Raw genomic sequence first — 21426 nt, 5'->3', positions numbered from 1 at the left:
TCCTCGCGGCGGGTGGGGCGCGGGGGCCGCCGGTGGGGTTGGCGGGGGCTAGTGGGGGCGGCTCCGGTGGGGGAGTGAGGTGGTGGGGGCGACGGCGGGTGTGGTGACCGGTGGGGCGCACACCACTCCGGCGCGCCGCGCCGCCAGGGGCTCGGCGGCCCGGTCAGAACCGGCAGAACCGGCAGGGGAACCGGCAGAACCGGCGGGAACGTTCGGAAGGCCGCGGACGGCGGCAGGGGCGGGGCGGCGCTCGGCGAGTGGGACGACGGGCGGCAGCAGTACGTGGCGCTCGCCGAGGAACACCCGGCGCACCACGCGTTCGGCCGCCCGCCCGTCGTCGTACGGGCAGAAGCGGGCCCGGAACGCGGCGCGCAGCGCGGCCGAGCGCGGACCGCACCAGGTGCCGTCGGCGAAGAGGGCGATCAGCTCGTCCTCGGTGCGGGAGACCGGGCCGGGCGGGGCGGCGGTGATGTCGAAGTAGGTGCCACGGGCGGCGCGGTAGGCGTCCCAGTCGTCGGCGTGGATGACGATGGGGCGGTCGAGGTTGGCGTAGTCGAACATGAGGGACGAGTAGTCGGTGAGCAGCGCGTCGGCCGCCAGGCACAGCTCCTCCACCCGGCCGTACCCCGAGACGTCGAGCACCCGCCCGTGCCCGGAGACGTCAAGTCGTCCGTACCCCGGGACGTCCACCCCCCGCCCGCCGGAACTCACCACGCCCGTGGCCGGTACATGGAAGTAGTGCGCCCTGACCAGCAGGGTGAACCCGGGGCCCAGCGCGCGGGCCACCCGCTCCACATCCAGCCGTGGCACATGGCGGCGCTGGTAGTCGCGGTGGGTCGGCGCGTACAGCACGGCGACGGTACCGGCGGGGATGCCCAGCCGGGCGCGCAGCCGGGCCACCTCGTCCTCGGTGGTGTGCTGGAAGATGTCGTTGCGCGGGGCGCCGTAGGGGAGCGTGGTGTAGCCGGAGGGGTAGACCCGCTGCCAGACCAGGGTGGTGTGGCGGTTGGCGGAGAGGCTGTAGTCCCAGCGGTCGACCCGTTCCATCAACTTGCCGAAGTCCATGCCGCGCGCGGCGGCCGGGCGGTCCCGCAGATCCAGGCCCATGTGCTTGAGCGGGGTGCCGTGGTGGGTCTGGAGATGGATCTGATCGGGCCGTTTGCGCATCCCCTGGGTGAAGTTGACGTTGTTGACGAGGAAGCGGGCGCGGGCCAGCGCCGTCCAGTACGCGGCCGAGCCGGGGTGCAGCCGCCGCACCCCGGGCGGCAGGGTGTGCGCGTACTCGGGGGTGGTGATCCAGGCGGTGCGCAGCCCCGGCGCCAGCTCGCGGACCTTCGCCTCGATCGCCGCCGGGTGGCAGGCGTAGCCCCGATGCCAGTACGCGGCGAAGACGGCGAGCCCGGGATCGACGGACCGGCACCGCTGCACCCGGTAGTGCAGCCACAGCGCCGCGCGGCGGGCCCTCGCGTACGCCGTAAGGCCGCATTGGGCGGCCCGCCGCCGCACCCGGTCGGCGCCGCGCAGCAGGTGGTACGCCCGGCGGGCGCCCAGCCGCAGCAGCAGACCCCGCCATCGGGCGCGGCCGGGCGGGGTGGCCGCGCCGAGCGGCCGGTAGCGGCGGTGGTGCGCGCTCGCCCGGCGGAAGAACTCGGCCCGGGCCCGCACCGGCAGCCGCCCCGGCGCGGCGGCGATCACACCGAAGTGGTCGACCATCCGCTGGAACAGCGCCGGGCGCCAGTGGGCCAGCCCGGGCCGGGCGTCGAGAAACCGGAACACCCGGTCGTACTGCTCGAACACATCGAGGTGGCGACGGCTGGTGGTGCGCAGGATCCCGCCGCGCCGCCGCTGCCGGTAGTGGACGCACACCCGGTCCAGGACGGCGATGGACTCGGCGGTGAGCAGCACGGGAAAGGTCCAGGGGGTGTCCTCGTAGAAGCCGGACGGAAAGGCGAAGCCCTCCTTGCGGACGAAGTCCCGGCGGTACGCCTTGTTCCAGGCGACCATCAGCAGCCGCAGCAGCTCGGGCCGCTGGTCGAGCCGGAAGACCTGGCGGGCGTGAGGGTCCTCGGGATCCTCGGGATCCCCCTGCCGGAGCAGCCCGGCCCGGACGTTGCGCACGGCCTCGCCCGTCCAGTCCACCCGCGCGTAGTCGAAGACCAGCACCTGCGGCTCGCCGGTCCGCGCCAGCCGGTCGGCGATGGCGCGCAGCGAGCCGGGGGCGAGGGTGTCATCGCCGTCGAGGAAGAGCAGATAGTCGCCGGTGGCCCGGCGGATCCCGGCGTTCCGGGCCCGGCCGAGCCCCGCGTTCTCCGGCAGATGCACGGGCCGCACCCGGGGGTCGCATGCCGCCGCCTCGTCGATGATCGCGCCGCAGGCGTCCGGGGAGTGGTCGTCGACCGCGATCAGCTCAAGATCCGTGAAGTCCTGCTCCAGCACGGACCGCAGACAGTCGTTCAGATACGGCTGGACCTCGTATGCGGGCACGATGACGCTGAACCGGGGCACGGCGCATCCCATCGGTCGACGCGGCAATGATGATTTCTCACACCATCATCTGAACGCCTGTGGATGGGGTGGCGACGTGGCGGACCGCCCCGCAAAAGCCCCCGTTCGGCCCAGCCCACAACGGCACTTTTCGGAAGGTGAACGGCGCCGCCGTCACACTGCGGCAGGGGCCCGCCACAGGTCGATGGGGACGGGGCGCACCGCCCGGCCCTCGCCATCCAGAATCCAGCCCATCCGCTTGAAGTTCGCCAGCGTGAGCGACCGGTCGACCAATGTGATCTCCGGGAACCGCTCGACCAGGTACTCCTCCAGCCGCCGGCTGTCCGGCACCGACCGCACCCAGCCGTTGACCACCAGGTTGTGCGCCGAGGAGATCGAGGCGCACATCCGCACCGCCGGCACCCCGGACAACGCGGAGCCCACTCTCGCCAACGCGGCCGAAGGAACGTTCATCCGGTAGGTGACGAACACGGGGTAGTTGGACCGTGAGTGCGCGATCTCGCACCGTGGCACCAGCACGCCGGTGCGGAGCAGCCGCGAGGTGCGCCGCCGCGCGGTGGACTCGCTCATCCCCGTACGCTGTGCCAGTTCCTGGTAGCCGAGCCGTCCGTCGTGGCCGAGCGCCAGCATCAGCGGGATGTCCTCGGGTGCGGGGGTGGGGTCGGGCTCCTGGACCGCCGGGTCGTCGCGGCCATCGAGCATGACCTGCCGCTGGTCGCGGTCCAGCGCCCGCAGGTCCCAGCGGGACCCCTCGGTGAGCAGCTCGGTGACGATCTGACTGCGGGTGGCCAGTACCCCGTCCAGGCGGCCGATCACGTCGGTGAGGAGCCGGGAGAGCGCTGCCAGGTCCGAGACCAGCACGGTGAGCAGCAGGTCCTGCTGCCCCGAGGTGTGTTCCACGCTGGCCACCTGTGGTTGTTCCACCAGCCCGGCCACCACCGAGGACAGCCGCGAGGGCACGCAGTCCACCTCGACGAACGCCTCCACATGGTGCCGGGCGATGAAGCCGCCGCCGTACGCGGTCACCCAGGCCAGCCGGGCCTCCGCGAGCCGCTCCCAGCGCCGGGCGGCGGTGACCGGGCTGATGCCCAGCGCCCGGCCGACCAGCGCCCAGGAGGCCCGCGGCGCGGTCTGTAGCGCGGTGACGAGCGCGAGGTCCGTCTCGTCCAGATCGGCGGAAAACTTCATGCGCGCTATCTGAATGCCGGTTTGCTGCAAAATCAAGGCCCTGTTGCCAGCGAGGGCCGATGCTGCTGCGACCCGATCCCGCCTCGCAGCCAACGACGCGGGCTGGAACCCTTTCCGGAGTCCGGAGCACAAACATGCCCCTTGCGCTGACACTTCTCGCCGTGCCCGTGGTGGCACTACTGGCGGCCGTGTGGCTGCCGTTCGTGAACGGTCCCCAGTTGTGGCTGGGGCTGCCCTCGCTGCTGGTCTGGTCCGTCGGGTGGGTGCTCGCACTGACCCCCGCGCTGGCCTACGTGGAGCGCTGCCGCAACGCCGGCGCCACTGCCGCCGCCACTGCCACCGCCACCGGGGAGGAGCGCTGATGTCCGTCACGCTGCTCGTCTGCGTCCTGGGCATGGTCGCCATCGGCGCCCTCGGTCTGCTCGGCCGCCGTCGGCCCGCCGCCAGCCTGGAGGAGTGGAGCGTCGGGGGACGCAACTTCGGCGCGTTCACCACCTGGCTGCTCCAGGCCGGCGAGATCTACACCACCTTCACCTTCCTCGGCCTCGCCGGACTCGCCTGCACCTCGGGTGTGGCCGTCACCTACGCGCTGCCCTACCTGCCGCTCGCCTATGTGGGCCTGTACGCCATCGCGCCCGTCATCTGGCGGATGGGACGCGACCGTGGCTACCTCACCCAGGGCGACTTCTTCGCCGACCGCTACGGAAGCCGCCTGTTCGGCGGGCTCACCTCCGTCCTCGGCGTGGTCTTCCTGCTGCCGTACCTGCAACTCCAGATCACCGGACTCGGTCTGGTCATCCAGTTGGCCACCGGCAACAAGGACGCCGGCACCCCCGCCATGATCGCGGCCTCGGTGCTGGTGGTCGCCTTCGTGCTGTGGTCCGGCATCCACGGCGTCGCCAAGGCGGCCTACCTCAAGGACGCCCTGATGGTGGTCGCGCTGCTGGCGATGCTGGTGATGGTCCCCGCGCACTACAACGGCGGCATCGGCCACCTCGGCGCCGCGCTGCGCGAGCACCACTCGGAGCTGCTGAGCGTGCCCGCCGGTGGACCGTTCGGCCAGGTGTGGTTCTTCACCGCCATGCTCACCAGCCTCTTCAGCGTCCTCTTCCTGACGATGCCGCAGGGCTGGGCCCCCGTATTGGCGGCCGGCAGCGAGCAGGCGCTGCGCAAGAACAGCATCTGGATACCGGTGTACGGCGCCACCCAGGCCATCCCGATGATCGTCGGTTTCACCGCGCTGACCACGCTCGGCGGCGCGGCCTCGGCCAACGGCAACGGCGTCCTGTTGCAGTTGGCCTCCGGCGCGATGCCCGACTGGCTGCTCGGCGTCATCGCGGTGGCCGCGGCCGCGACCGCCATGGTGCCCTCGGCGGGCATCGTGCTCGGCATGTCCACCCTGGTCGCCCGCAATGTGCTGCGCCCGCGCGGCGCCCGCGCCGGGCTGCTGGTCAACCACGGCACGGTCGTCATCGCGGTCACCCTCGCACTGGTGCTCGGGATCACCCGCCCCGACGCGCTGGCCAATCTCCTGCTGCTCACGTACAGCGGTCTGGGACAGATGGCGCCCGCCACCGCCGCCGCGCTCACCCGCCGCCCGCTGCTGCGTGCCTGGTCGGCCGGCGCCGGCATCGTCGCCGGCGAGGCGGTACTGATCTGGCTGACCTTCGGCGATTCCTACCACGGCGCCATCAGCACCGGGCTGATCGCATTGGCCGTCAACGTCGTGGTCGCGGGCGCCGTGGAACTGGTGCTGCGGGCCCGCGGCGGTGCACCCGTACTCCCGGACGGGCCGTCCGCCCCCTCATCCGCCTCCGCCCCCTCATCCGCCTCCGCCCCCTCATCCGCCTCCGCCCCCACAGTCTGAGGAGCACGCCCATGACAAACCCAGCCGCCGCTCCGCGGTCCGCCTCCCCGGTGTCGGCCGCCGCGTCGCACTCCCCGGTGTCGGCCGCCGCGTCGCACTCCCCGGTGTCGGCCGCCGCGTCGCACCGGCCGGAGAGGGTGCGGATCTTCCACGCCCGCGCGATCACCACCCTCGCCGGACCGCAGACCCAGGCCCTTGCCGTCCTGGCCGGCCGGATCGTCGCCACCGGTGGTCTGGCCGAGCTGTCCGCGGCCTTTCCCACCGCCGACCGCACCGACCTCGGCGACGGCCACGTCGTACCCGGCTTCCACGACGCGCACTGCCATCCCTCCTGCCTCGCCGAGACCAAGCTGCGCCTTCACCTGGGCAGCGGAGACACCTCCCGGCCGCCGCGTGAGCGCATCGCCGCCGCCATCGCGGCCACCCCGCCCGGCGGCTGGGTGACCGTCGAGGGTTACGACCCGCGCGCCGACCCCGGGGGCCGACTCGACCGAGCCGCCCTGGACGCCCTCGCCCCGGGCCGTCCGGTGGTGGTCATCCACTTCTCCTGCCATATGGCCGTCGCCAACTCGCCCGCGCTGGAACTCGCCGGGTTCCGGGACGGCGACCCCGCCCCGGCCGGTGGCGACCTGGGCCGGGACGCCACCGGGCGGCTGGACGGCTGGATATACGAGCGGGCCTGGTTCGACGAGTGGTACCGGGCGGTCGGCGAGCCCGAGTTCCTGCCCAGCCACGGCATCGAGGACCTCGTCGAGCCGCTGGCAGAGGTCTGCGCCGACCTGCACGCCACCGGTATCACCTCATGGTGCGACGCCTTGGTCACCCCCAAGGAGCTGCGGCTGTACCAGCTCGCGTCCGAGCGCGGGCGGCTGACCGCCCGCGTCGGCATGCTGCTGTGGTTCCGCTACCTCGACGAGTTGCGCCGGGCCGGGCTGCGCGCGGGCTTCGGTGACGAGTGGGTGCGGGTGGTCGGCGTGAAGCTGATGGCCGACGGTGCGCTGGCGGGCGGCACCTGTCTGTGCAGCAGGCCGTACCGGGCGGAGACCGGCGGTGACAACGGCATCCAGGTGATGGGCGACGAGGAGTTGGCGGCCACGGTGGAGGCGGCGCACGCCGCCGGGCTGCGGGTAGGCGTCCATGCCAACGGTGACCTGGCGGTCGGCAAGGTGCTGGACGCCATCGAACGGGCCCGCGCCCTGCATCCGCGGAACACGGTCAACCACCGGATCGAGCATTGCAGCATGGTGGACGACGCCCTGATCGAACGGATCCGCCGCAGCGGGGTCACCCCGGTCCCGTTCGGCTCCTTCGTCCACGGGCACGGCGCCAAGCTCATCGGCTACTACGGCGACGAGCGCGCCGAGCGGGTGTGCGCACACCGCGACCTGCTGGACGCCGGTATCACTGTCGCGGGCTCCTCCGACTATCCGGCCGGACCGCTCAACCCGCTGCTCGCCGTCCAGACCATGGTCACCCGGCGCACCGCGGACGGCCGGGTACTCGGCGCCGACCAGCGGCTGACGGTTGCCCAGGCGCTCGAGGTGTACACCGCCGGATCCGCTCACGCCACCGGCGAGTCCCACCTCAAGGGCCGTCTGGCACCGGGGATGCTCGCCGACTTCGTGGTGCTCGGCGCCAGTCCCTTCGACACCGACCCGGACGGCATCTCCGAGATCCCCGTCCGATCCACCTGGGTCGGCGGCCGCCGGGTGTGGTCCGCCGAGTCCTGACGCCTGCGGCCGCGCTCGCCACCGGGTTCGGACACCACGCTGGCCACCGGCTTCAGACACCAGGAGCGGGCCCAGGCCCCCGGTGGAGAAGCAGACCGATGAATTCTTGTTCCGCGGGGCGTCTGCCCATGTGACCGCAGGGCACGACCGAGGAGAAGAATCCGTGATCGACCTGAAGCCGGCCTGCCACCGGATGATCGACGTGCTGGCAGGCGTGAGCGATGAGCAGCTCACCAGTCCTACTCGCTGTACCGAATACACCGTCCGTGACCTCATCATCCACGTTGACGGGGCTTCCCAGGGATTCTCCGGCATCGCTCGCAAGGACGTCGGCACAGCCGCCGCCGAGCCGGCTGCCGCGAACCTTGACGACGACTGGCGGGGAAGCGTCGCCGAGAACGTGCGGGCACTCGGCGACGCCTGGGACGACCCGGCGGCCTGGCAGGGCAGGACCGACGCCGCGGGCGTCGACCTGCCGAATGACACATGGGGGAAGATCGCGCTCACCGAGATAGTGGTGCACGGCTGGGACATCGCCAGGGCCACCGACCAGCCCTTCGACCTCCCCGACGACACGCTGCGAGCCTGCTACGCCCACGTAGCCACATTCGTCCCGAACGCTCCTGTCGAGGGCCTGTGGGGCCCGGCCGTCGAGGTCCCCACCGACGCTTCGCTCCTCGACCGGATCGTGGCCATCACTGGTCGGCACCCGTAGCGTCGGTCTCACGGCAGCACTTCGAGGCGCGACGAGATCGCTCGATCTCCGCGGGTGACAGAAGACCCTGAATGCGTGGAGGAAGTCGGCGACCTTGCCCGGCATATCGAGGGCGACCGGCAACTCCGGGGCCAGAGTGTGCTGATGGTCGGTGGTGTGCTGGGGCAGGAGGTCGGCGACGGCCGTGCGGATGGCGCCCCGGCTGACGTCGTGCTCGCGGGCCAGGCCGGCGGTGGACCGGCCGCCCCGTCGAGCACGTCGAGGATGTGCCCGGTGCCGCGTACGAGGCGGAACATCTCGGAGATGTGCACGGTGTCGCCCGGCCGCGCGTACGTGAGCAGCTCGCCGAACTTCGGGTGCTGAAGCGGGTGGAGACGGCTGGAGGTACCGGCGTCCTCCTCGAAGACGACTGGGCCGTCGATCCCGGCCTCGTCGAGGACGAGGTTCTGACGGTCGGTCGACACCCGCTGGTAGACCAGCTCATGGGCAAGCTGGAGGACTTCGGAATCAGCCGGTCGACGACCTCGTTCGTCGTCCCGCTCGGCTACTCCTTCAACACCGACGGCTCGGTGCTGTACCAGGCCGCCGCCGTCGTGGACGGCTCCGAAAAGCGCCGGGAGGCCAAACGCGGCCCGGGCGACCCGCCGCTACAGCGCGTAGACCTGGCCGGTCTGGGCGCCCTCGACGGAGCGGACGTAGACCTGGGCGACGTCGGCGAGATCAACCGATCCCATGCCGGGGAAGTAGTCCCCGTAGGAGGAGAGGCTCTCGGTGACGACGGTGGGGCTGACCGCGTTGATGCGCTGCGGGGCGATCTCGATGGCGGCGGCGCGCACGAACGCCTCCACCGCGCCGTTGGCCATGGAGGCGGCGGCGCCCGTGGGGATCGGCTCGCGTGCCAGTACGCCCGTGATCAGAGTGAAGGAGCCGCGCTCGGCGATGCGGGCTACGCCCTGCAGGACCAGGTCGATCTGGCTGAGCACCTTGCCTTGGAAGGCGGCCAGGCAGTCCTTGCGTGTCATTTCCGTGACCGGCTTGAACGGCACGTCACCGGCAGCGCTGACCACCGCGTCCACACGGCCGGCGCACTCGTACATCGCGGCGGTCTGAGCGGGGTCGGTGACGTCGTACCGCAGGTCGCCGCCGGTGCGCCCGACGGCAAGGACCTCATGGCCTCGGGCGGACAGTTCCTTGTGCACGGCCGTGCCGAGCGTGCCAGTGGCACCGATGAGCAGAATCTTCATGTCAGCGACGCTAGGCCCGGCCCACCGGGGCAGGGAAATGCCGTTTGCGAAGCGCTTATGCTTGGCGGTTATGAATGTCGAGCTGCGGCATCTGCGAGCACTGGCCGCGATCGGCGACGAGGGCACCATCACCGGCGCCGCCGCCGCTCTGCACATCAGCCAGCCCGCCCTGTCCCGGACCCTGGAGCAACTGGAGAACCGGCTCGGCACGCGCCTGGTGGAGCGCACCACCCGCCGACTCGCCCTCACCGACGCCGGTCGCCTGCTGCACGAGCGCGCTCACCTGATCCTCAAGCAACTGGACGATGCGCTGTCGGAGGCCCAGGCGGGGCCGCGGCCGCTGCGGATCGGCTTCGCCTGGGCGGCCCTCGGCGACCGTACCGTGCCGTTGCTGCGGGCCTGGCGTGACCAGCACCCCGACATTCCGGTGCGGGTACACCGCCGGGACGATCCCGAAGCGGCGCTCCGCCGGGGCGAGATCGACGCCGTCTTCCTGCGTACTGCGCCCACGGCCGATGCCGAGCTGATGACCGAGGAGCTCTACCGGGAGCGCCGTCTGGCCGCCGTGTCGGACAGCGATCCGCTGGTCGGCCGTTCCGTTGTGCGTCTGGCCGACCTTGCCGACCGGTTGGTCGTGCTCTGCGCCACCGCCGCCAGCACGGCCGACCTCTGGCCCCGCGGGCAGCGGCCCGCCGCCATCGAGGTGGCCAACGTCGACGAGTGGCTCACCACGATCGCCACCGGAGAAGCGGTCGGCGCCACCGCGGAAGCCACCGAGCACAGCCACCCGCATCCCGGTGTCCGCTACCTGCCCCTCGCGGACTCCGCCCCCGTGACGGTGCGCCTGGTCTGGCCGCGCACCCCTACGCATCCCGCCACCCGCACCTTCCTCAAGCATGTGCGGCGCATGATCGGCGCTGCCGAACCCGGGCTGTAACGGGCGGCGTCCGTCGCGTCTCTCGCCGCCGGATTCACTCGTTCAGCCCAACGAGCCACCGGCTCCATAGCAACGGGCCAGGTCAGGGGCTACTCCGTTGGTTTTCGGCGAGTACTACTGGGACCCCTGCCACAGCAAAGCCGAGGCGATTGGCCTCACCGCTGGTGGTCGCAGCCGTCGCAAGTCCGCCAGGGAAGGACATGACTGTCCTGGCGTTGACTATTCCACTTGGGCGAACTAGTTTCCTAGACGGAAACTAGTTCTGTTGGAGCATGCCCAAGCGCCTGGAGGTACCCCATGTCCGACCGCGTCACCCCGCCCGCCGAGGCCGCCCGCGCACTGCGCGACATCGAGCGGCGCCGCGAACAAGCCCGCGCCTCGGAGCAGCAATCCCGCTGGGTCGGCGTCGTGTTCGGGGTCGCGATCTTCGCCGAACTGGCGGCACCCGACTTCTTCGGTGACGGCGTGCGCTCCGGGATCTCGCTCGCGGTCACCGCGCTGATCGTGGCGTACGCGGTGATGCTGCGAACCCCCCGCGGCGGCGCCCTCCTGGGTCGGCCCACCCGCGTACGCAGGAGCGAGATCTCCCCGCGTTTCGCACGGGTGGCCCAACTGACGATCGCCGCCGTCGTGCTGCTCGGCTTCGTCGGCGCACTGTTCATGCCGGACCACCTGTTCCCGTACGCGGGGACGGTGGCGGGCGCCGTGCTCGGCGCCACCCTCATCCTCTTCGGCCGCAGTCTTCAGCGGGGCCTGAACTCCCTGGCGATGCGCGGCGACGGTATGGACGGCATGAACGGTCTCGCCCATGGATCCCGCTGACTTCGACACCGCCCTGCTCGACCCGACGCGGCTGTCGATCGTGTCGCTGCTGGTGAGTGTCGAGTGGGCCGAATTCGGATGGGTGCGCGAGACGGTGGGAATGTCGCCTTCCGCACTCTCCAAGCAGGTCAGCACGCTTGAGACCCGGGGCTATGTCGAGGTGAAGAAGGGCTACGTCGGCAAACGTCCCCGAACCTGGCTCGCCCTCACCCCGACCGGACGGGCCGCACTCGAAAGACATGTGGCGGCGCTGCACCGCGTCGTGGAGGAGTCCCGGCGGGCGGCCGCGGAGCGCCCCGACGCCTGATCAGCCGTGGCGGGGCCGCTCCGCGGCTGGATCACATGCGTGCGCCGCCGAGGCGGGCGTCTGATTCGGTGCGGGGGAGCTGGCGTTCCCGCCGTTGGCCGCCCGACCTCCGACGCGTCGCCGGACGCGCGTGGGGCGCCCCAGGGCGACGCCCGCCAGGACCATGGCCAGCCCGCATATCTGCTGAAGGGTCAGCGCCTCTCCGGCGACCGCCGTGCCGAGCAGCACGCCCGTAACGGGGTTGAGGAGTCCGATCAGGCCCACGGTGCCCGCGGGCAGATGCCGCAGTCCGGTGAACCAGGCGGTGAAGGCCAGGGCGGTGGCCACCAGGGCGACGTAGCAGAACGCGACGCATGCGGATGGCGAGAGCGCGGGCGGAGCGCCCTCCACGGCCGCGGCCACCGGAAGCAGGAACAGTCCGCCGGCGGTGAGCTGCCAGGCGGTCGAGGCGAGCAGATCGGCGTCGCCGCTCCACCGCTTGGTGAGGATGTGGCCGAAGGATGACACCAGTACGGCCGTCCCCGAGGCGAGAATCCCCCGCACGCTCGCCCCTGCCCCCATGAGCAACATCAGACATACCCCGGCGAGCCCGATCACGGCCCCGGACAGATGCGCGGTCCGGGGCCGCTCGGACACCAGGGGCCATGCGATGAACATCATCGTCAGCGGGGACACCGCCATGACCGTCGATGCGACGCTCGTCGGCAGCAACTGAGAGGCGGCGTAGACCAGGACGAAGAACACGCTCACATTGAGCAGCCCCAGCACGGCGGACCGCCGCCACCACACCCCGCGAGGCCGTCGCCGCCGCAGGGCCAGCAGCGCGAGCCCCGCGGGCAGCGCCCGTAGGGCGGCCCCGTACAGCGGGTGGTCCGCCGGGAGGAACTCGCGGGTGACGTAGTAGTTGGCCCCCCAGGCCACCGGCGCGACGGCGGTCAGCGCTACCCAACGCACATTGGCTTCCATGGAAGACAATATAGCTTCCCGGGAAGCTATATTGTCTTCCATGGAGGACCGAGAACCGATGGACCATGTGGCCCGCATCCAGGCAGAGTGGCGCCGCGAGCGACCCGAGATCGACGTCACCCCGCAAGGAGTGATCGGCCGACTGCACCGCCTGGCCGACCGGCTCGGCGAAGAACTCCGCCTCGTCTACAGCCGCTACGGCTTGAGCGAGGGAGAGTTCGACGTGCTGTGCGCGATCCGCCGCGCAGGCGAGCCATACGAACGCGCCCCCGGCGAACTCGCCGTGCACACCATGGTCACCACCGGCGCGATGACCAAGAGAATCGATCGCCTGGAACGCGCCGGCCTCGTCACCCGCCGCCGCTCCACCGGCGACCAACGAGGCCGCATCGTCGCCCTGACCACCCCCGGCCTGGAGCTGATCGACCAAGCCTTCGCCGACCACATGCGCAACGAACGCCGCCTACTGGATCTCCTGACGCCCACCGACGCCTCGGCCCTGGAAACGCTCCTGACGACGTGGCTCTCCTCCATGGAGCACCCCCACCCGCCCGACAGCGACTGACCGACCCGCCGCTCAGCAGGCCGTCCGCAGATCCTTCCCGGAGGCGGTGGCCGTGGGTTGTTCGGGTGCGGCTCGGCAGTCGCGGCAGCGGCCGCCGTTCGCGGAACGGAAGGCGCGGTCGCAGCCGTGGCAGGTGCGCCAGGGGAAAACGGGCGGTGGGCTGGGCGAGCCACCGCCCCTCGGGGCGTCGTAGAAGTAGGTGCGGGTGCGGATGACGCCCCTGGGGCCGCGTTCCCGCCGTCGCTCCAGGTAGCCGGCGGGTCTCCAAATCGGTCAGGCCCTCGATCGGGATGCCAGTCCCGGCCGGGGGCCGTCGTCTGTTTGCGGTTGTGTTGCGGTGAACGTAATGACCGGCGTGCTTCGCCCGCAAGCTGGTCACTCGTACGGGTGACCAGGAGGAAGGGTGGGTGGGCGGGTAGTTCTTTATCCCGGTTCTTTGGGGGAGTTCGCGGCCCGCCGGGCCCTCGCGTACGAGGGTCCGGCGGGCCCGGAATGACGACGCGGACCGGCCCCTGGCCGACTCAGGGACGGCGGTGAGGGGCTGTCCGGCTTGGTTACAGGCCGACCGGGTTGAGGTAGGTGCCGGGGTGGGTGGCGCCGTCCTGCTTGAGGATCTGGCCGCCGAACGGCCACTTCAGGGTGAAGTGCTCCGTCTCGTTCGGCGGGGTGACCAGGAACTTCGCCGGAACGAACTTCTCCTTCTGCGGCGTGGAATCGGCCACCGGGAGCAGGTTGATGCTGAAGTCCGTCGTGTCTCCCGGCTCCAGGACCATCTTTTCGGGCGCCTTGGAGGAGCGTGCCAGCGACCAGGTGCCGTCAGTCCCCTGAGCGCCGATCATGTCGACACCGGCGAAGCCGGACAGGGTGCAGGTGCGCGTGCTCTTGTTGCTGAACCAGATGTGCGCCTGGGTTTGCCTCTCGGTCTGATCCATCTCCGGCCTCGCGTCCTCGCCCATGGCGAAGCCGGCCTTCAGGTCGGCGGTGTGGCAGCGGGTCGGCGCGGCCTTGGCGGTGGCGGCCGAGGCCGGGATGGCCGTAGCGGCAGCGCCCGCGACGACGAGGGCCGCAAGGGCCACGGCGGTCAGCTTGTTCTTCATGAAGTTCGGGGATCCCCTCGCATACGAATCGGCGCGCGAAGTCAGTCGGCGCCTGCGCACCGGAAGATGCGCGGTGCCCTGGGGAGGTTCCGTATGCCGGAGAGCCTATTTCGGACAACCAGGCTCCCAAGTGTGGCCGTATGACGAGGACTTGCTGGGGGCGGGCTCGGCCGCAGGTCAACTCCTGTGCGCGAGAGCGCTGCTGCCGGTGTGGGAGTCGAGGCCGGACAGCAGCTCGGCGAGCCCGGGGTCGGCTTCGTAGTGCCGCTTCTGTAGCTCTGCGATCTTGGCGCCCAGTTCTGGGTGAGGGGTGTCGGAGATGTCGAAGCTCTCGAACCTTTCGATCAGAGGGAAGGCGACCCGTTCCGATGTCACATGCACCGGGTGGATGAGGTACTCCCAGTACGCGTCCAGATCTTCCAGGGCGAACACCGCACTCCAGTCGAAGTCGCTGGTGTATTCGCGGCCGAAGATGAACGATTTCACCGCGGGGATGGCCCGGCCCTGGTCCTTGAGGCAGTCCAGCGCCTCGTCGATCTGCTGGGAGGTGATGCCTTTCCTGAGCTTCATGCGGATGCCGTGGTAGATCATCGGGTTCTCCTTGCGGTGGTGGGTGAAGGCGGGTGGTCAGCGGAGGCCGAGGCGGCGGCGTTCGAGGGCGGTGGCGAGGGCGTAGGCGCCGCCGCCGGCGATGGCGAGGACCCAGTAGAGGCCGGGGGTGCCGAAGAAGAGCGCGGCGGTGGAGGTCAGCGCGAGCCAGACGCCGAGACCGTAGTGCAGGACGTTGCGGCGTGCGGCGCCTTCGCTGACGTAGATCAGGCCGACGATGAGGCCGGATCCGGTGGGCCAGAGCATGGACTGTAGGTCGGGCGCATCGACGGCGGACGACAGGCCGGTGATGGCGAGGAACAGGGCGGCGAAGCCGATGAGCCAGGAGGCGCCGAGCAGTTTGCCGGACAGGAGGTCCGGCCCCGTGGCGCCGCGCTGGGCGCGCAGGGCGGCGCGGGTGGCTTGGATGGTGCCGACCGCGAGTCCGGCGCCGAGGAGTGCCATGGGCAGCCAGGCGGGCAGATCGAGCAGCGGGCTGGTGCCCTTGGAGAGCGCGGCCGAGCCGTGCCCGAATACGTAGGCGAGTCCGAAGCCGATATAGGCCGCGCGGTTGTCGACCTCGACCGGTGAGCGCGTCGCAGCGGCGGTGTTGGGGGCGGTGACCTGGGGGACGGCGGTGGCGAGGGGCATGACGGAACCTCCGGGGCGGTGGTGGGGTGAACTGACGAGACGGACGGACCGGCAGAGGTGGCCGAGAGTCGGCACGGGTACGTACGTGGTCCGGGAAGCTGCCCGTGTATCGGGCTGAGTCGGTGGTGCGTGGCGGTGGGCCGCGATACGCCGCGCGGCAGTCGGTGGTGCGTTGCGGTGGCCGTGAGATGCCGCGCGGCATCAGCGCGTCGGCCGCCGTGGTCTTAGGCGTGCGGGATGAGAACGCGCCGGTCAGGCCCCCGGGACGAGGATGACCTTGCCGATGACGGTGCGGGACTCGGCGAGTGCCAGCGCCGATGCGGCGTCGTGCAGCGGGATCTGGGCGGCGATCTGCGGGGTGAGGACGCCGTTGGCCACCAGGCGCAGCACCTCGGTGAGGTCCTCCGTCAGTCGGCGCTGCCATTCCGCCCGGCGGCGTCGGCCCGCCCAGAAGTTGTAGAAGTGCGCGCTCCTGCCGTTGGGCATCGAGTTCCACGCCGCGAGCTGCGCGAACAGCTTCAGCACCGGCAGTTGCGAGCTGCCCTCTTCGTTCTTCGTCGCCGCGGTGCCGTACGAGACCAGGGTTCCGCCCCGGCGCAGCAGCCGCCACGACTGCACCAGTCCGGGGCCGCCGACGTGGTCGAAGACCGCGTCGACGCCGTCCGGCGCCAACTCCCGGATCTGGTCGTACATGTCCGGGTCGTGGTAGTCGACCGGGATCGCGCCCAGTTCGCGCACGCTCGCGTGGTGCCGCGCCGAGGCCATGCCGATCACCGTGATCCCGGCGTGCCAGGCCAACTGCACGAGGATGGAGCCGACACCGCCGTTGGCGCCCAGCACCACCACGGTTCCGCCGGGGCGCACCTTGGCCATCCGGTGCAGCATCTGCCAGGCGGTGATCCCGTTGACGACCACGGTCTCCGCGGTGGCCGCGTCCATGCCGTCCGGCACCGGCGTCAGTTCCGCGGCGTCGATCAGCAGATGACTGGCCCATGCGCCGACCTTGGTGACCGCGGCGAACCGGCGTCCGGTCAGCCCGGCGTCCACACCGGGCCCCGTCGCGGTGACGGTGCCCACCACGTCGTACCCGGGCACAAAGGGGAACGCCGGCTGGTCGTAGTACTTGCCGCGGCGCATCTGCTGCTCGGCGAAGCTGACTCCGGTCGCGTCCATCCGCAGGAGGACCTGGCCCTTGTCGGGAGCGGGAAGGTCGCGGGTCCGGACCTCCAGGCCGCTCGGCTCGACCGCGCCGGGCAGGACGATCTCGGTGGCGCGGGTGGCGACCGGCGTACTCATGGGGGCTCCTTGAGGCTTCGGCTGTGTGCTCACGGCAGTAAGGCTACGCATGTAAGTCGAGTGCGACAAGAGGCTACGGTGATAAACTTCGCGCTGTAAGGTTACGGAGTGAAGAAGGTCGGTGCGGCCCGGTGTCCTCGATGGCGGCAAGCCTGTGTGACCCCGGGCGCCGTGCGGGGCGGGGGTGCTGTCGCCGATGGCGCGTCCGTCGTCCCTGGCGGGCGTGCGGGGTGCGCGGGGTGTGCGGGTGTGCGGGTGTGCGGGTGCGCGGGGTGCCCGGAGATGGCGATCAGGCGTTGCCCGGGGCGGTGATCAGGCGTCTTTGAGGCAGGTGATCCTGGCGATGATGGAGTCGGCGATGCTCTCCTCGGACCAGGGGAAGGCCCGGATGACGGCACGCTGGTGCGCGAGGCCGTGCAGGCTGAGCCACAGCGTGATCGCGTCGAGCCCCGGGTCGCTGATGGCGCACTGGCCCGCGGCGGCGCAGTCCGTGAGTACGTCGACGAGTACCTGTATGGCCGTCGAGCCGAGGCTGACGAGGTCTTCCTCGGTCAGGGAGTTGTCGCCCAGGGTCGGCATCCAGAGGCCGCCGAACATCGTGCGGTAGCGCTCGGGGTGGCTCTTCGCGAAGGCGAGGTAGGACCGGCAGACGGCGTAGAGCTGTTCTCGCGGGTCGTCACCGGCCTCCTGTGCGACCGAGCGCAGGAGGGTTGCCAGTTCGGTGAATTCCCGCTGTACGACGGCCAGCATGATGGCCGGCTGGTCGGGGAAGTGCGGGTAGATCGACGGGGCGGCGATGCCCACCTTGCGGGCGACCGACCGCAGGGTGATGGCGTGTTCGTCGCCGGTCTCGTCGAGCAGTGCCGCGGCGGCGGAGATGATGTCCTCGCGCAGGCGGCTGCCCTCGCCGCGACGGTTGCGCGTGCGCGCCCGTTTCGGTGCGGCCGGGTCTGCCGTGCTGGTCTTCTCCACTCCGTAACCTTACATCGCGAAGTCTATTGGTGTGAACCTCTCACCGCTCTCGACTTACATTCGTAGCCTTACGGTCGTAAGTATGCGCGGGAGGGGCGGCCCTTTCTCCCCAGTCAGGGGCGGCCCCGCACCCCCGAGCAAGGGGCGGCCCGGCACCCCCAGTGAGGGGCGCCGGGCCGAGGTGAGCCAGGGGTGGTGCGGGGTTATTTCACCGCGCCCGCCATCACTCCCGCCACGAACTGCCGCTGGAAGGCGAAGAAGACCGCCAGCGGGATCAGCATCGAGACGAAGGCGCCCGGGCCGAGGATGTCGATGTTGTTGCCGAACTGCCGGACCTGCTGCTGGAGGGCGACCGTGATCGGCGGGTTGCCGCTGTCCGCGAAGATCAGGGCGACCAGCATGTCGTTCCAGACCCACAGGAACTGGAAGATGCCCAGCGAGGCGATGGCCGGGCCGCCCAGCGGCATCACGACGCGCAGGAACAGCCGCAGTTCGCCCGCGCCGTCCAGGCGGGCCGCCTCCAGCAGTTCGCGGGGGATCTCCGCGAAGAAGTTCCGCAGCAGGAAGATCGCGAAGGGCAGGCCGAAGGCGGTGTGGAAGAGGACCACGCCCGTGGTGGTCTGGAAGATGCCGATCTCGCCGAAGAGCTTTGCCACCGGGATCAGCGCGACCTGGACCGGGACGACCAGCAGGCCGACCACGATGAGGAACCACCAGTCGCGGCCGGGGAAGTCCATCCAGGCGAAGGCGTAACCGGCGAAGGCGCCGATCACCACGACCAGCAGGGTCGCCGGGACGGTGATCGCGAGGGTGGTCCACAGCGAGTCGGTGATCTGCTGGTTGCCCAGGATCTTGTCGTAGCCGCTGAAGGTGAGCTGTCCGGGGTCGGTGAAGACCTTCCACCAGCCCGAGAGGTCCACCTCGGCCGGGTCCCGCAGGGAGGACAGCAGCAGTCCGGCGGTCGGCATCAGCCACAGCAGGCCGATCAGGAGGAGGACGACCCGCATCACCCCGCCGCCGGCGCGGGCGGCGATCCGCGCGACCAGGGACTGCTTCGCCTGTACGACCGTGTCCGCGCTGGTCATCGGCGGCTCTCCCTTCGGATCCGGCGGATGTTGATGAACATGATGGGCAGCACGAGCAACAGCAGCAGTACGGCGATGGCGCTGCCGAGACCCTGGTTGACATCGGTGCCGAAGGACGACTGGAAGAGCTGGAGCGCCAGCACATTGGCGTCGTCCTGCGAGGGGCCCGGCGCGATGATGTACACCAGGTCGAAGATCTTCATCACGTTGATCATCAGGGTGACGACGACGACCGAGAGCACCGGCGCCAGCATCGGCACCGTGATCCGCCGGAAGACCTGCCACTCGGTGGCGCCGTCCATCCGCGCGGCCTCCATCAGCTCACGCGGCACCCCCGCGAGCCCCGCCGCGATCAGCACCATCGCGAAACCGGCCCAGATCCAGACGTACGCCCCGATGATGGCCGGGGTGACGATGGACGGGCCGAGCCAGTCCACGCCGTTGTAGGGCTGGGCGAAGTTCCAGGCGGGCAGCCGCAGTTGGGCGCCCTCGGCCTTGGCGGGGAGGGTGTACGTACCGTCCGACGCCGATGTCGTCCGGGCGACGACCTTGCCGTCCTTGACCGCCTCGATCTTGAGGTCGGCCATCGCCTTCTCGCCCTTGTCGATGGTGCCCTGCTCGCCCCCGCCGCCCCGGGTGAAGTCGAACCAGACGGTGCCGGTCACCTTCCCCGGCTCGGCCTTGGCGGCCTTGGCGTCCTGCGCCCCGCTGATGTCCCCGCGCTTGGCCGCGACCAGCGGCAGCGAGGCGGGGGTGCCGGCGCGCACGGTGTCCCGGGTGGTGAACGAGCCGTTCGACGCCTCGGTCAGCCCGGCGGTGGGACGCGGATGGGCGCCGGGGAACGGCGGCGACTCGCTGAAGGAGTCATGGACGCTCACCCACATGGCGTTGGCCACGCCCTTGTCCGGGTCCTGCTCGTAGACCAGCCGGAAGATGATGCCCGCCGCCAGCATCGAGATCGCCATCGGCATGAAGACGACCAGTTTGAAGGCGGTGGCCCAGCGCACCCGTTCGGTGAGCACGGCGAAGATCAGGCCCAGGGCGGTGGAGACGGTCGGGGCCAGGATCAGCCAGATGATGTTGTTCTTGATCGCCGTCTTGGTGGCGTCGTCGGAGAACATCTCCTGGTAGTTGTCCAGGCCGACGAAGCCATTGCCCGAGGCGTCGAAGAAGCTCCGGTAGACGGAGTAGCCGATCGGATAGACGACGAGTGCCCCGAGCAGCACCAGGGCGGGCAGCAGGAACACCGCCGCCAGCCAGGGGCGGGTGCCCATGACGCTCTTCCGCTTCTTGGCGCCCGGTCGCTGTGCCGGTGGGGCGGACGATGCCCGGCCAGGTGTGGCCGCGCCGTCCGCTGTCGCGGTCGACATGATGTGGTTCTCCCGGTCGAGTGGTCAGTTCTTGTACGCCTTGGCGGCATCCGCTTCCAACTGGCGCTGAATGCCTTCGACATTCCTCGGGTTCTTGAGGAAGTCCTGGAGCGCTTTCCATTCGCCCTGGGCCGGCTTGCCGCCGAAGGAGGCGGGAGCCTGGTCGGACATGTCGAACCGGAAGTCATTGCCCGCCGCGATCAGCGCTTGTGCGATCTTGCGCATCGAGGCATTGGGATAGGCGCTGAACTTGACGTTTTTGTTCGCCGAGATGAACCCGCCGGACTGGGCCCAGATCGTCCCGGCGTCCGGGGAGGCGAGGAAGGTGAGCAGCGCCTGCGCCGCCTTGCTGTTCTTCAGCGCCACACCGACGTCGCCGCCGGTCACCACCGGTGCCTTGGCGCCCACCGCGGGGAACGGGAACACCTTCGCGTCCTCGTCCAGCTCCGCGCCCGCGTCGGCGACGTTGGCGGCGACGAAGTCGGCCTCGAAGACCATGCCCGCGTCCGGCTCGGCCTTGTTGCCGAACGCCTTGGTGACCGAGTCCGGGAACGCGGTCTGGAGCGCGCCGCTCCGGCCACCCGCGACCAGACCCTTGGTGCCCCACAGCTCGGCCAGCGTCTCGAGCGCCTTCTTCACCGACGGATCGGTCCACTTGATCTTGTGCTGGGCGAGCTGGTCGTACTTCTCCGGGCCCGCCTGGGAGAGATAGACGTTCTCGAACCAGTCGGTGAGCGTCCAGCCGTCCTGGCCGCCGATCGCGACCGCGTCGGTGCCGGAGTCGGAGATCAACTGGGCCTGGGCCAGGAATTCCCGCCAGGTCTTCGGCACCTTGGCGCCCGCGTAGTCGAACGCGGAGGTGTTGTACCAGAGCAGGGATTTGTTGCTGGTCTTGAAATACACCCCGTAGGGCTTGCCTTCGTAGGAGCCGAGGTCCTGCCAGCCCTTGGCGTAGTTCTTGGCCAGCTCGGCACTGGCTTCGGGGCCGAGCGGCTTGGCCCAGCCCTTCTGGGCGAACTCGCGCATCACGCCGACCTGTCCGACCATCGCGACATCCGGCGGGGCGCCGCCCGCGACCTTCGAGCCGACGAAGCCCGCCATGTCGTCACCGCTGGGTACGAAGGAGACCTTGGCGCCGGTGCGCTTCTCGAACTCCTTCAGCACCTTGGTGAAGTTCTCCTGCTCGGTGCCCGTCCATACCGCGGTGACCTGGAGTTTCTGCCCCTTGAGGCTCGGCAGCTTCACGGTGTTCGGCGGCGGACCGCCGCTTACCGTGTCTCCGTCGTCACCGCCGCAGCCCGCGGCGGTGAGCATGAGTGCTCCCGCCGCCAGCAGGGCCACCGCAGCTCGTGTCGAACGCTTCGCAGGAAGCGATACGTGCATCCCCGTTTTCCCTCCGATGCCGACCGCCCCCGTGCGGCCGTGTCCCGTGCGAGTAGTCCTACGCCCGGTCACCGAACGTGGCAATACTGCGTCCGGCGTTCACTCACGGATCGTGACCGGGCCGTGATGAACGATCGG

21 protein-coding genes and 1 pseudogene are annotated in these 21426 nt (G+C 70.5%); 10 read left to right on the top strand and 12 right to left on the bottom strand.

Translation table 11 applies throughout. From position 1 onward, the window contains the following. Positions 1 to 48: 48 nt before the first annotated feature. Positions 49 to 2505, bottom strand: a complete 2457-nt coding sequence (locus tag ACK1X7_RS20140; RefSeq protein ID WP_413115431.1) for a bifunctional glycosyltransferase/CDP-glycerol:glycerophosphate glycerophosphotransferase — start codon at positions 2503 to 2505, stop codon at positions 49 to 51. A gap of 153 nt (positions 2506 to 2658) precedes the next feature. Next, entirely contained in the window at positions 2659 to 3693 is a 1035-nt protein-coding gene (locus ACK1X7_RS20135; RefSeq protein WP_385140729.1) for an Lrp/AsnC family transcriptional regulator, read from the bottom strand. A gap of 134 nt (positions 3694 to 3827) precedes the next feature. On the opposite strand from ACK1X7_RS20135, the gene ACK1X7_RS20130 reads away from it, so the two are divergent. The 6 genes and pseudogenes from ACK1X7_RS20130 to ACK1X7_RS20105 form a co-directional block, all read left to right on the top strand. Beyond that, positions 3828 to 4055 (top strand): hypothetical protein, encoded by a 228-nt coding sequence (locus ACK1X7_RS20130; protein ID WP_385140726.1) that lies wholly within the window; start codon positions 3828 to 3830, stop codon positions 4053 to 4055. Further along, positions 4055 to 5560 carry a sodium:solute symporter family protein gene (locus tag ACK1X7_RS20125; protein ID WP_413115430.1) on the top strand — a complete coding sequence of 502 codons (1506 nt, stop codon included), beginning with the start codon at positions 4055 to 4057 and terminating at the stop codon, positions 5558 to 5560. The genes ACK1X7_RS20130 and ACK1X7_RS20125 overlap by 1 nt, the downstream gene beginning before the upstream one ends. A gap of 11 nt (positions 5561 to 5571) precedes the next feature. Continuing rightward, entirely contained in the window at positions 5572 to 7290 is a 1719-nt protein-coding gene (locus ACK1X7_RS20120) for an amidohydrolase (protein WP_413115429.1), read from the top strand. Between the two features lie 163 nt (positions 7291 to 7453). Beyond that, positions 7454 to 8005, top strand: coding sequence for a TIGR03086 family metal-binding protein (locus ACK1X7_RS20115; RefSeq protein ID WP_385140718.1), 552 nt, complete (start codon positions 7454 to 7456; stop codon positions 8003 to 8005). Between the two features lie 75 nt (positions 8006 to 8080). After that, complete coding sequence (locus tag ACK1X7_RS20110; RefSeq protein ID WP_385140715.1) at positions 8081 to 8368, top strand: hypothetical protein; 288 nt, start codon at positions 8081 to 8083, stop codon at positions 8366 to 8368. A gap of 119 nt (positions 8369 to 8487) precedes the next feature. Further along, positions 8488 to 8547, top strand: a pseudogene (locus ACK1X7_RS20105) (hypothetical protein); the annotation flags it as partial. Between the two features lie 105 nt (positions 8548 to 8652). Here the strand turns inward: ACK1X7_RS20105 and ACK1X7_RS20100 are convergent. Continuing rightward, complete coding sequence (locus ACK1X7_RS20100) at positions 8653 to 9249, bottom strand: short chain dehydrogenase (RefSeq protein WP_385140712.1); 597 nt, start codon at positions 9247 to 9249, stop codon at positions 8653 to 8655. A gap of 70 nt (positions 9250 to 9319) precedes the next feature. Here ACK1X7_RS20100 and ACK1X7_RS20095 point away from each other — a divergent pair, with 70 nt between their 5' ends. The 3 genes from ACK1X7_RS20095 (at position 9320) to ACK1X7_RS20085 (ending at position 11315) form a co-directional block, all read left to right on the top strand. Then, positions 9320 to 10186, top strand: a complete 867-nt coding sequence (locus ACK1X7_RS20095; RefSeq protein ID WP_385140709.1) for a LysR family transcriptional regulator — start codon at positions 9320 to 9322, stop codon at positions 10184 to 10186. 297 nt (positions 10187 to 10483) lie between these two features. Then, complete coding sequence (locus ACK1X7_RS20090) at positions 10484 to 11008, top strand: hypothetical protein (RefSeq protein WP_413115428.1); 525 nt, start codon at positions 10484 to 10486, stop codon at positions 11006 to 11008. Next, entirely contained in the window at positions 10995 to 11315 is a 321-nt protein-coding gene (locus ACK1X7_RS20085) for a winged helix-turn-helix domain-containing protein (RefSeq protein ID WP_385140703.1), read from the top strand. The genes ACK1X7_RS20090 and ACK1X7_RS20085 overlap by 14 nt, the downstream gene beginning before the upstream one ends. Here the strand turns inward: ACK1X7_RS20085 and ACK1X7_RS20080 are convergent, their stop codons facing one another. Continuing rightward, on the bottom strand, positions 11316 to 12281 hold the full coding sequence (locus ACK1X7_RS20080) for a DMT family transporter (protein WP_413115427.1): 966 nt from the start codon (positions 12279 to 12281) through the stop codon (positions 11316 to 11318). It abuts the gene before it with no gap. Between the two features lie 40 nt (positions 12282 to 12321). Here ACK1X7_RS20080 and ACK1X7_RS20075 point away from each other — a divergent pair, with 40 nt between their 5' ends. After that, positions 12322 to 12846 (top strand): MarR family winged helix-turn-helix transcriptional regulator, encoded by a 525-nt coding sequence (locus ACK1X7_RS20075; protein WP_385140697.1) that lies wholly within the window; start codon positions 12322 to 12324, stop codon positions 12844 to 12846. Positions 12847 to 13400: 554 nt separating this feature from the next. Here ACK1X7_RS20075 and ACK1X7_RS20070 read toward each other — a convergent pair. From ACK1X7_RS20070 to ACK1X7_RS20035, 8 genes are all read right to left on the bottom strand, one after another. Beyond that, a complete protein-coding gene (locus ACK1X7_RS20070) occupies positions 13401 to 13943 on the bottom strand; it encodes a DUF4232 domain-containing protein (protein ID WP_385140693.1) in 543 nt (180 codons plus the stop codon). Positions 13944 to 14120: 177 nt separating this feature from the next. Beyond that, positions 14121 to 14534, bottom strand: coding sequence for a Dabb family protein (locus tag ACK1X7_RS20065; protein WP_390794947.1), 414 nt, complete (start codon positions 14532 to 14534; stop codon positions 14121 to 14123). 36 nt (positions 14535 to 14570) lie between these two features. After that, a complete protein-coding gene (locus tag ACK1X7_RS20060) occupies positions 14571 to 15182 on the bottom strand; it encodes an ABC transporter permease (protein WP_385140687.1) in 612 nt (203 codons plus the stop codon). A 252-nt stretch (positions 15183 to 15434) separates the two neighbouring features. Then, entirely contained in the window at positions 15435 to 16478 is a 1044-nt protein-coding gene (locus ACK1X7_RS20055; RefSeq protein ID WP_413115426.1) for a medium chain dehydrogenase/reductase family protein, read from the bottom strand. 312 nt (positions 16479 to 16790) lie between these two features. Next, positions 16791 to 17450, bottom strand: coding sequence for a TetR/AcrR family transcriptional regulator (locus ACK1X7_RS20050; RefSeq protein WP_385140681.1), 660 nt, complete (start codon positions 17448 to 17450; stop codon positions 16791 to 16793). A 203-nt stretch (positions 17451 to 17653) separates the two neighbouring features. Then, a complete protein-coding gene (locus ACK1X7_RS20045) occupies positions 17654 to 18535 on the bottom strand; it encodes a carbohydrate ABC transporter permease (protein WP_078641777.1) in 882 nt (293 codons plus the stop codon). Then, on the bottom strand, positions 18532 to 19905 hold the full coding sequence (locus tag ACK1X7_RS20040) for a carbohydrate ABC transporter permease (RefSeq protein ID WP_385140678.1): 1374 nt from the start codon (positions 19903 to 19905) through the stop codon (positions 18532 to 18534). Before ACK1X7_RS20040 ends, ACK1X7_RS20045 begins: the two co-directional genes overlap by 4 nt. A gap of 24 nt (positions 19906 to 19929) precedes the next feature. Further along, positions 19930 to 21288, bottom strand: a complete 1359-nt coding sequence (locus ACK1X7_RS20035) for an ABC transporter substrate-binding protein (RefSeq protein ID WP_385140675.1) — start codon at positions 21286 to 21288, stop codon at positions 19930 to 19932. Between the last annotated feature and the right edge of the window lie 138 nt (positions 21289 to 21426).

Origin of the sequence: Streptomyces sp. CY-1 (genome assembly GCF_047218265.1) — a bacterium.
GTDB classification, from domain to species: domain Bacteria; phylum Actinomycetota; class Actinomycetes; order Streptomycetales; family Streptomycetaceae; genus Streptomyces; species Streptomyces niphimycinicus.
Note: the sequence above shows the minus strand (reverse complement) of the source record. Positions and strands in the feature narration are given on the sequence as shown.

Coding starts and splice junctions, on each gene's coding strand:
- ACK1X7_RS20135 (WP_385140729.1), bottom strand. CDS start 3,693: ATGAAGTTTTCCGCCGATCTGGACGAGACGGACCTCGCGCTCGTCACC.
- ACK1X7_RS20130 (WP_385140726.1), top strand. CDS start 3,828: ATGCCCCTTGCGCTGACACTTCTCGCCGTGCCCGTGGTGGCACTACTG.
- ACK1X7_RS20125 (WP_413115430.1), top strand. CDS start 4,055: ATGTCCGTCACGCTGCTCGTCTGCGTCCTGGGCATGGTCGCCATCGGC.
- ACK1X7_RS20120 (WP_413115429.1), top strand. CDS start 5,572: ATGACAAACCCAGCCGCCGCTCCGCGGTCCGCCTCCCCGGTGTCGGCC.
- ACK1X7_RS20100 (WP_385140712.1), bottom strand. CDS start 9,249: ATGAAGATTCTGCTCATCGGTGCCACTGGCACGCTCGGCACGGCCGTG.
- ACK1X7_RS20095 (WP_385140709.1), top strand. CDS start 9,320: ATGAATGTCGAGCTGCGGCATCTGCGAGCACTGGCCGCGATCGGCGAC.
- ACK1X7_RS20090 (WP_413115428.1), top strand. CDS start 10,484: ATGTCCGACCGCGTCACCCCGCCCGCCGAGGCCGCCCGCGCACTGCGC.
- ACK1X7_RS20085 (WP_385140703.1), top strand. CDS start 10,995: ATGGATCCCGCTGACTTCGACACCGCCCTGCTCGACCCGACGCGGCTG.
- ACK1X7_RS20080 (WP_413115427.1), bottom strand. CDS start 12,281: ATGGAAGCCAATGTGCGTTGGGTAGCGCTGACCGCCGTCGCGCCGGTG.
- ACK1X7_RS20075 (WP_385140697.1), top strand. CDS start 12,322: ATGGAGGACCGAGAACCGATGGACCATGTGGCCCGCATCCAGGCAGAG.
- ACK1X7_RS20070 (WP_385140693.1), bottom strand. CDS start 13,943: ATGAAGAACAAGCTGACCGCCGTGGCCCTTGCGGCCCTCGTCGTCGCG.
- ACK1X7_RS20065 (WP_390794947.1), bottom strand. CDS start 14,534: ATGATCTACCACGGCATCCGCATGAAGCTCAGGAAAGGCATCACCTCC.
- ACK1X7_RS20060 (WP_385140687.1), bottom strand. CDS start 15,182: ATGCCCCTCGCCACCGCCGTCCCCCAGGTCACCGCCCCCAACACCGCC.
- ACK1X7_RS20055 (WP_413115426.1), bottom strand. CDS start 16,478: ATGAGTACGCCGGTCGCCACCCGCGCCACCGAGATCGTCCTGCCCGGC.
- ACK1X7_RS20045 (WP_078641777.1), bottom strand. CDS start 18,535: ATGACCAGCGCGGACACGGTCGTACAGGCGAAGCAGTCCCTGGTCGCG.
- ACK1X7_RS20040 (WP_385140678.1), bottom strand. CDS start 19,905: ATGTCGACCGCGACAGCGGACGGCGCGGCCACACCTGGCCGGGCATCG.
- ACK1X7_RS20035 (WP_385140675.1), bottom strand. CDS start 21,288: ATGCACGTATCGCTTCCTGCGAAGCGTTCGACACGAGCTGCGGTGGCC.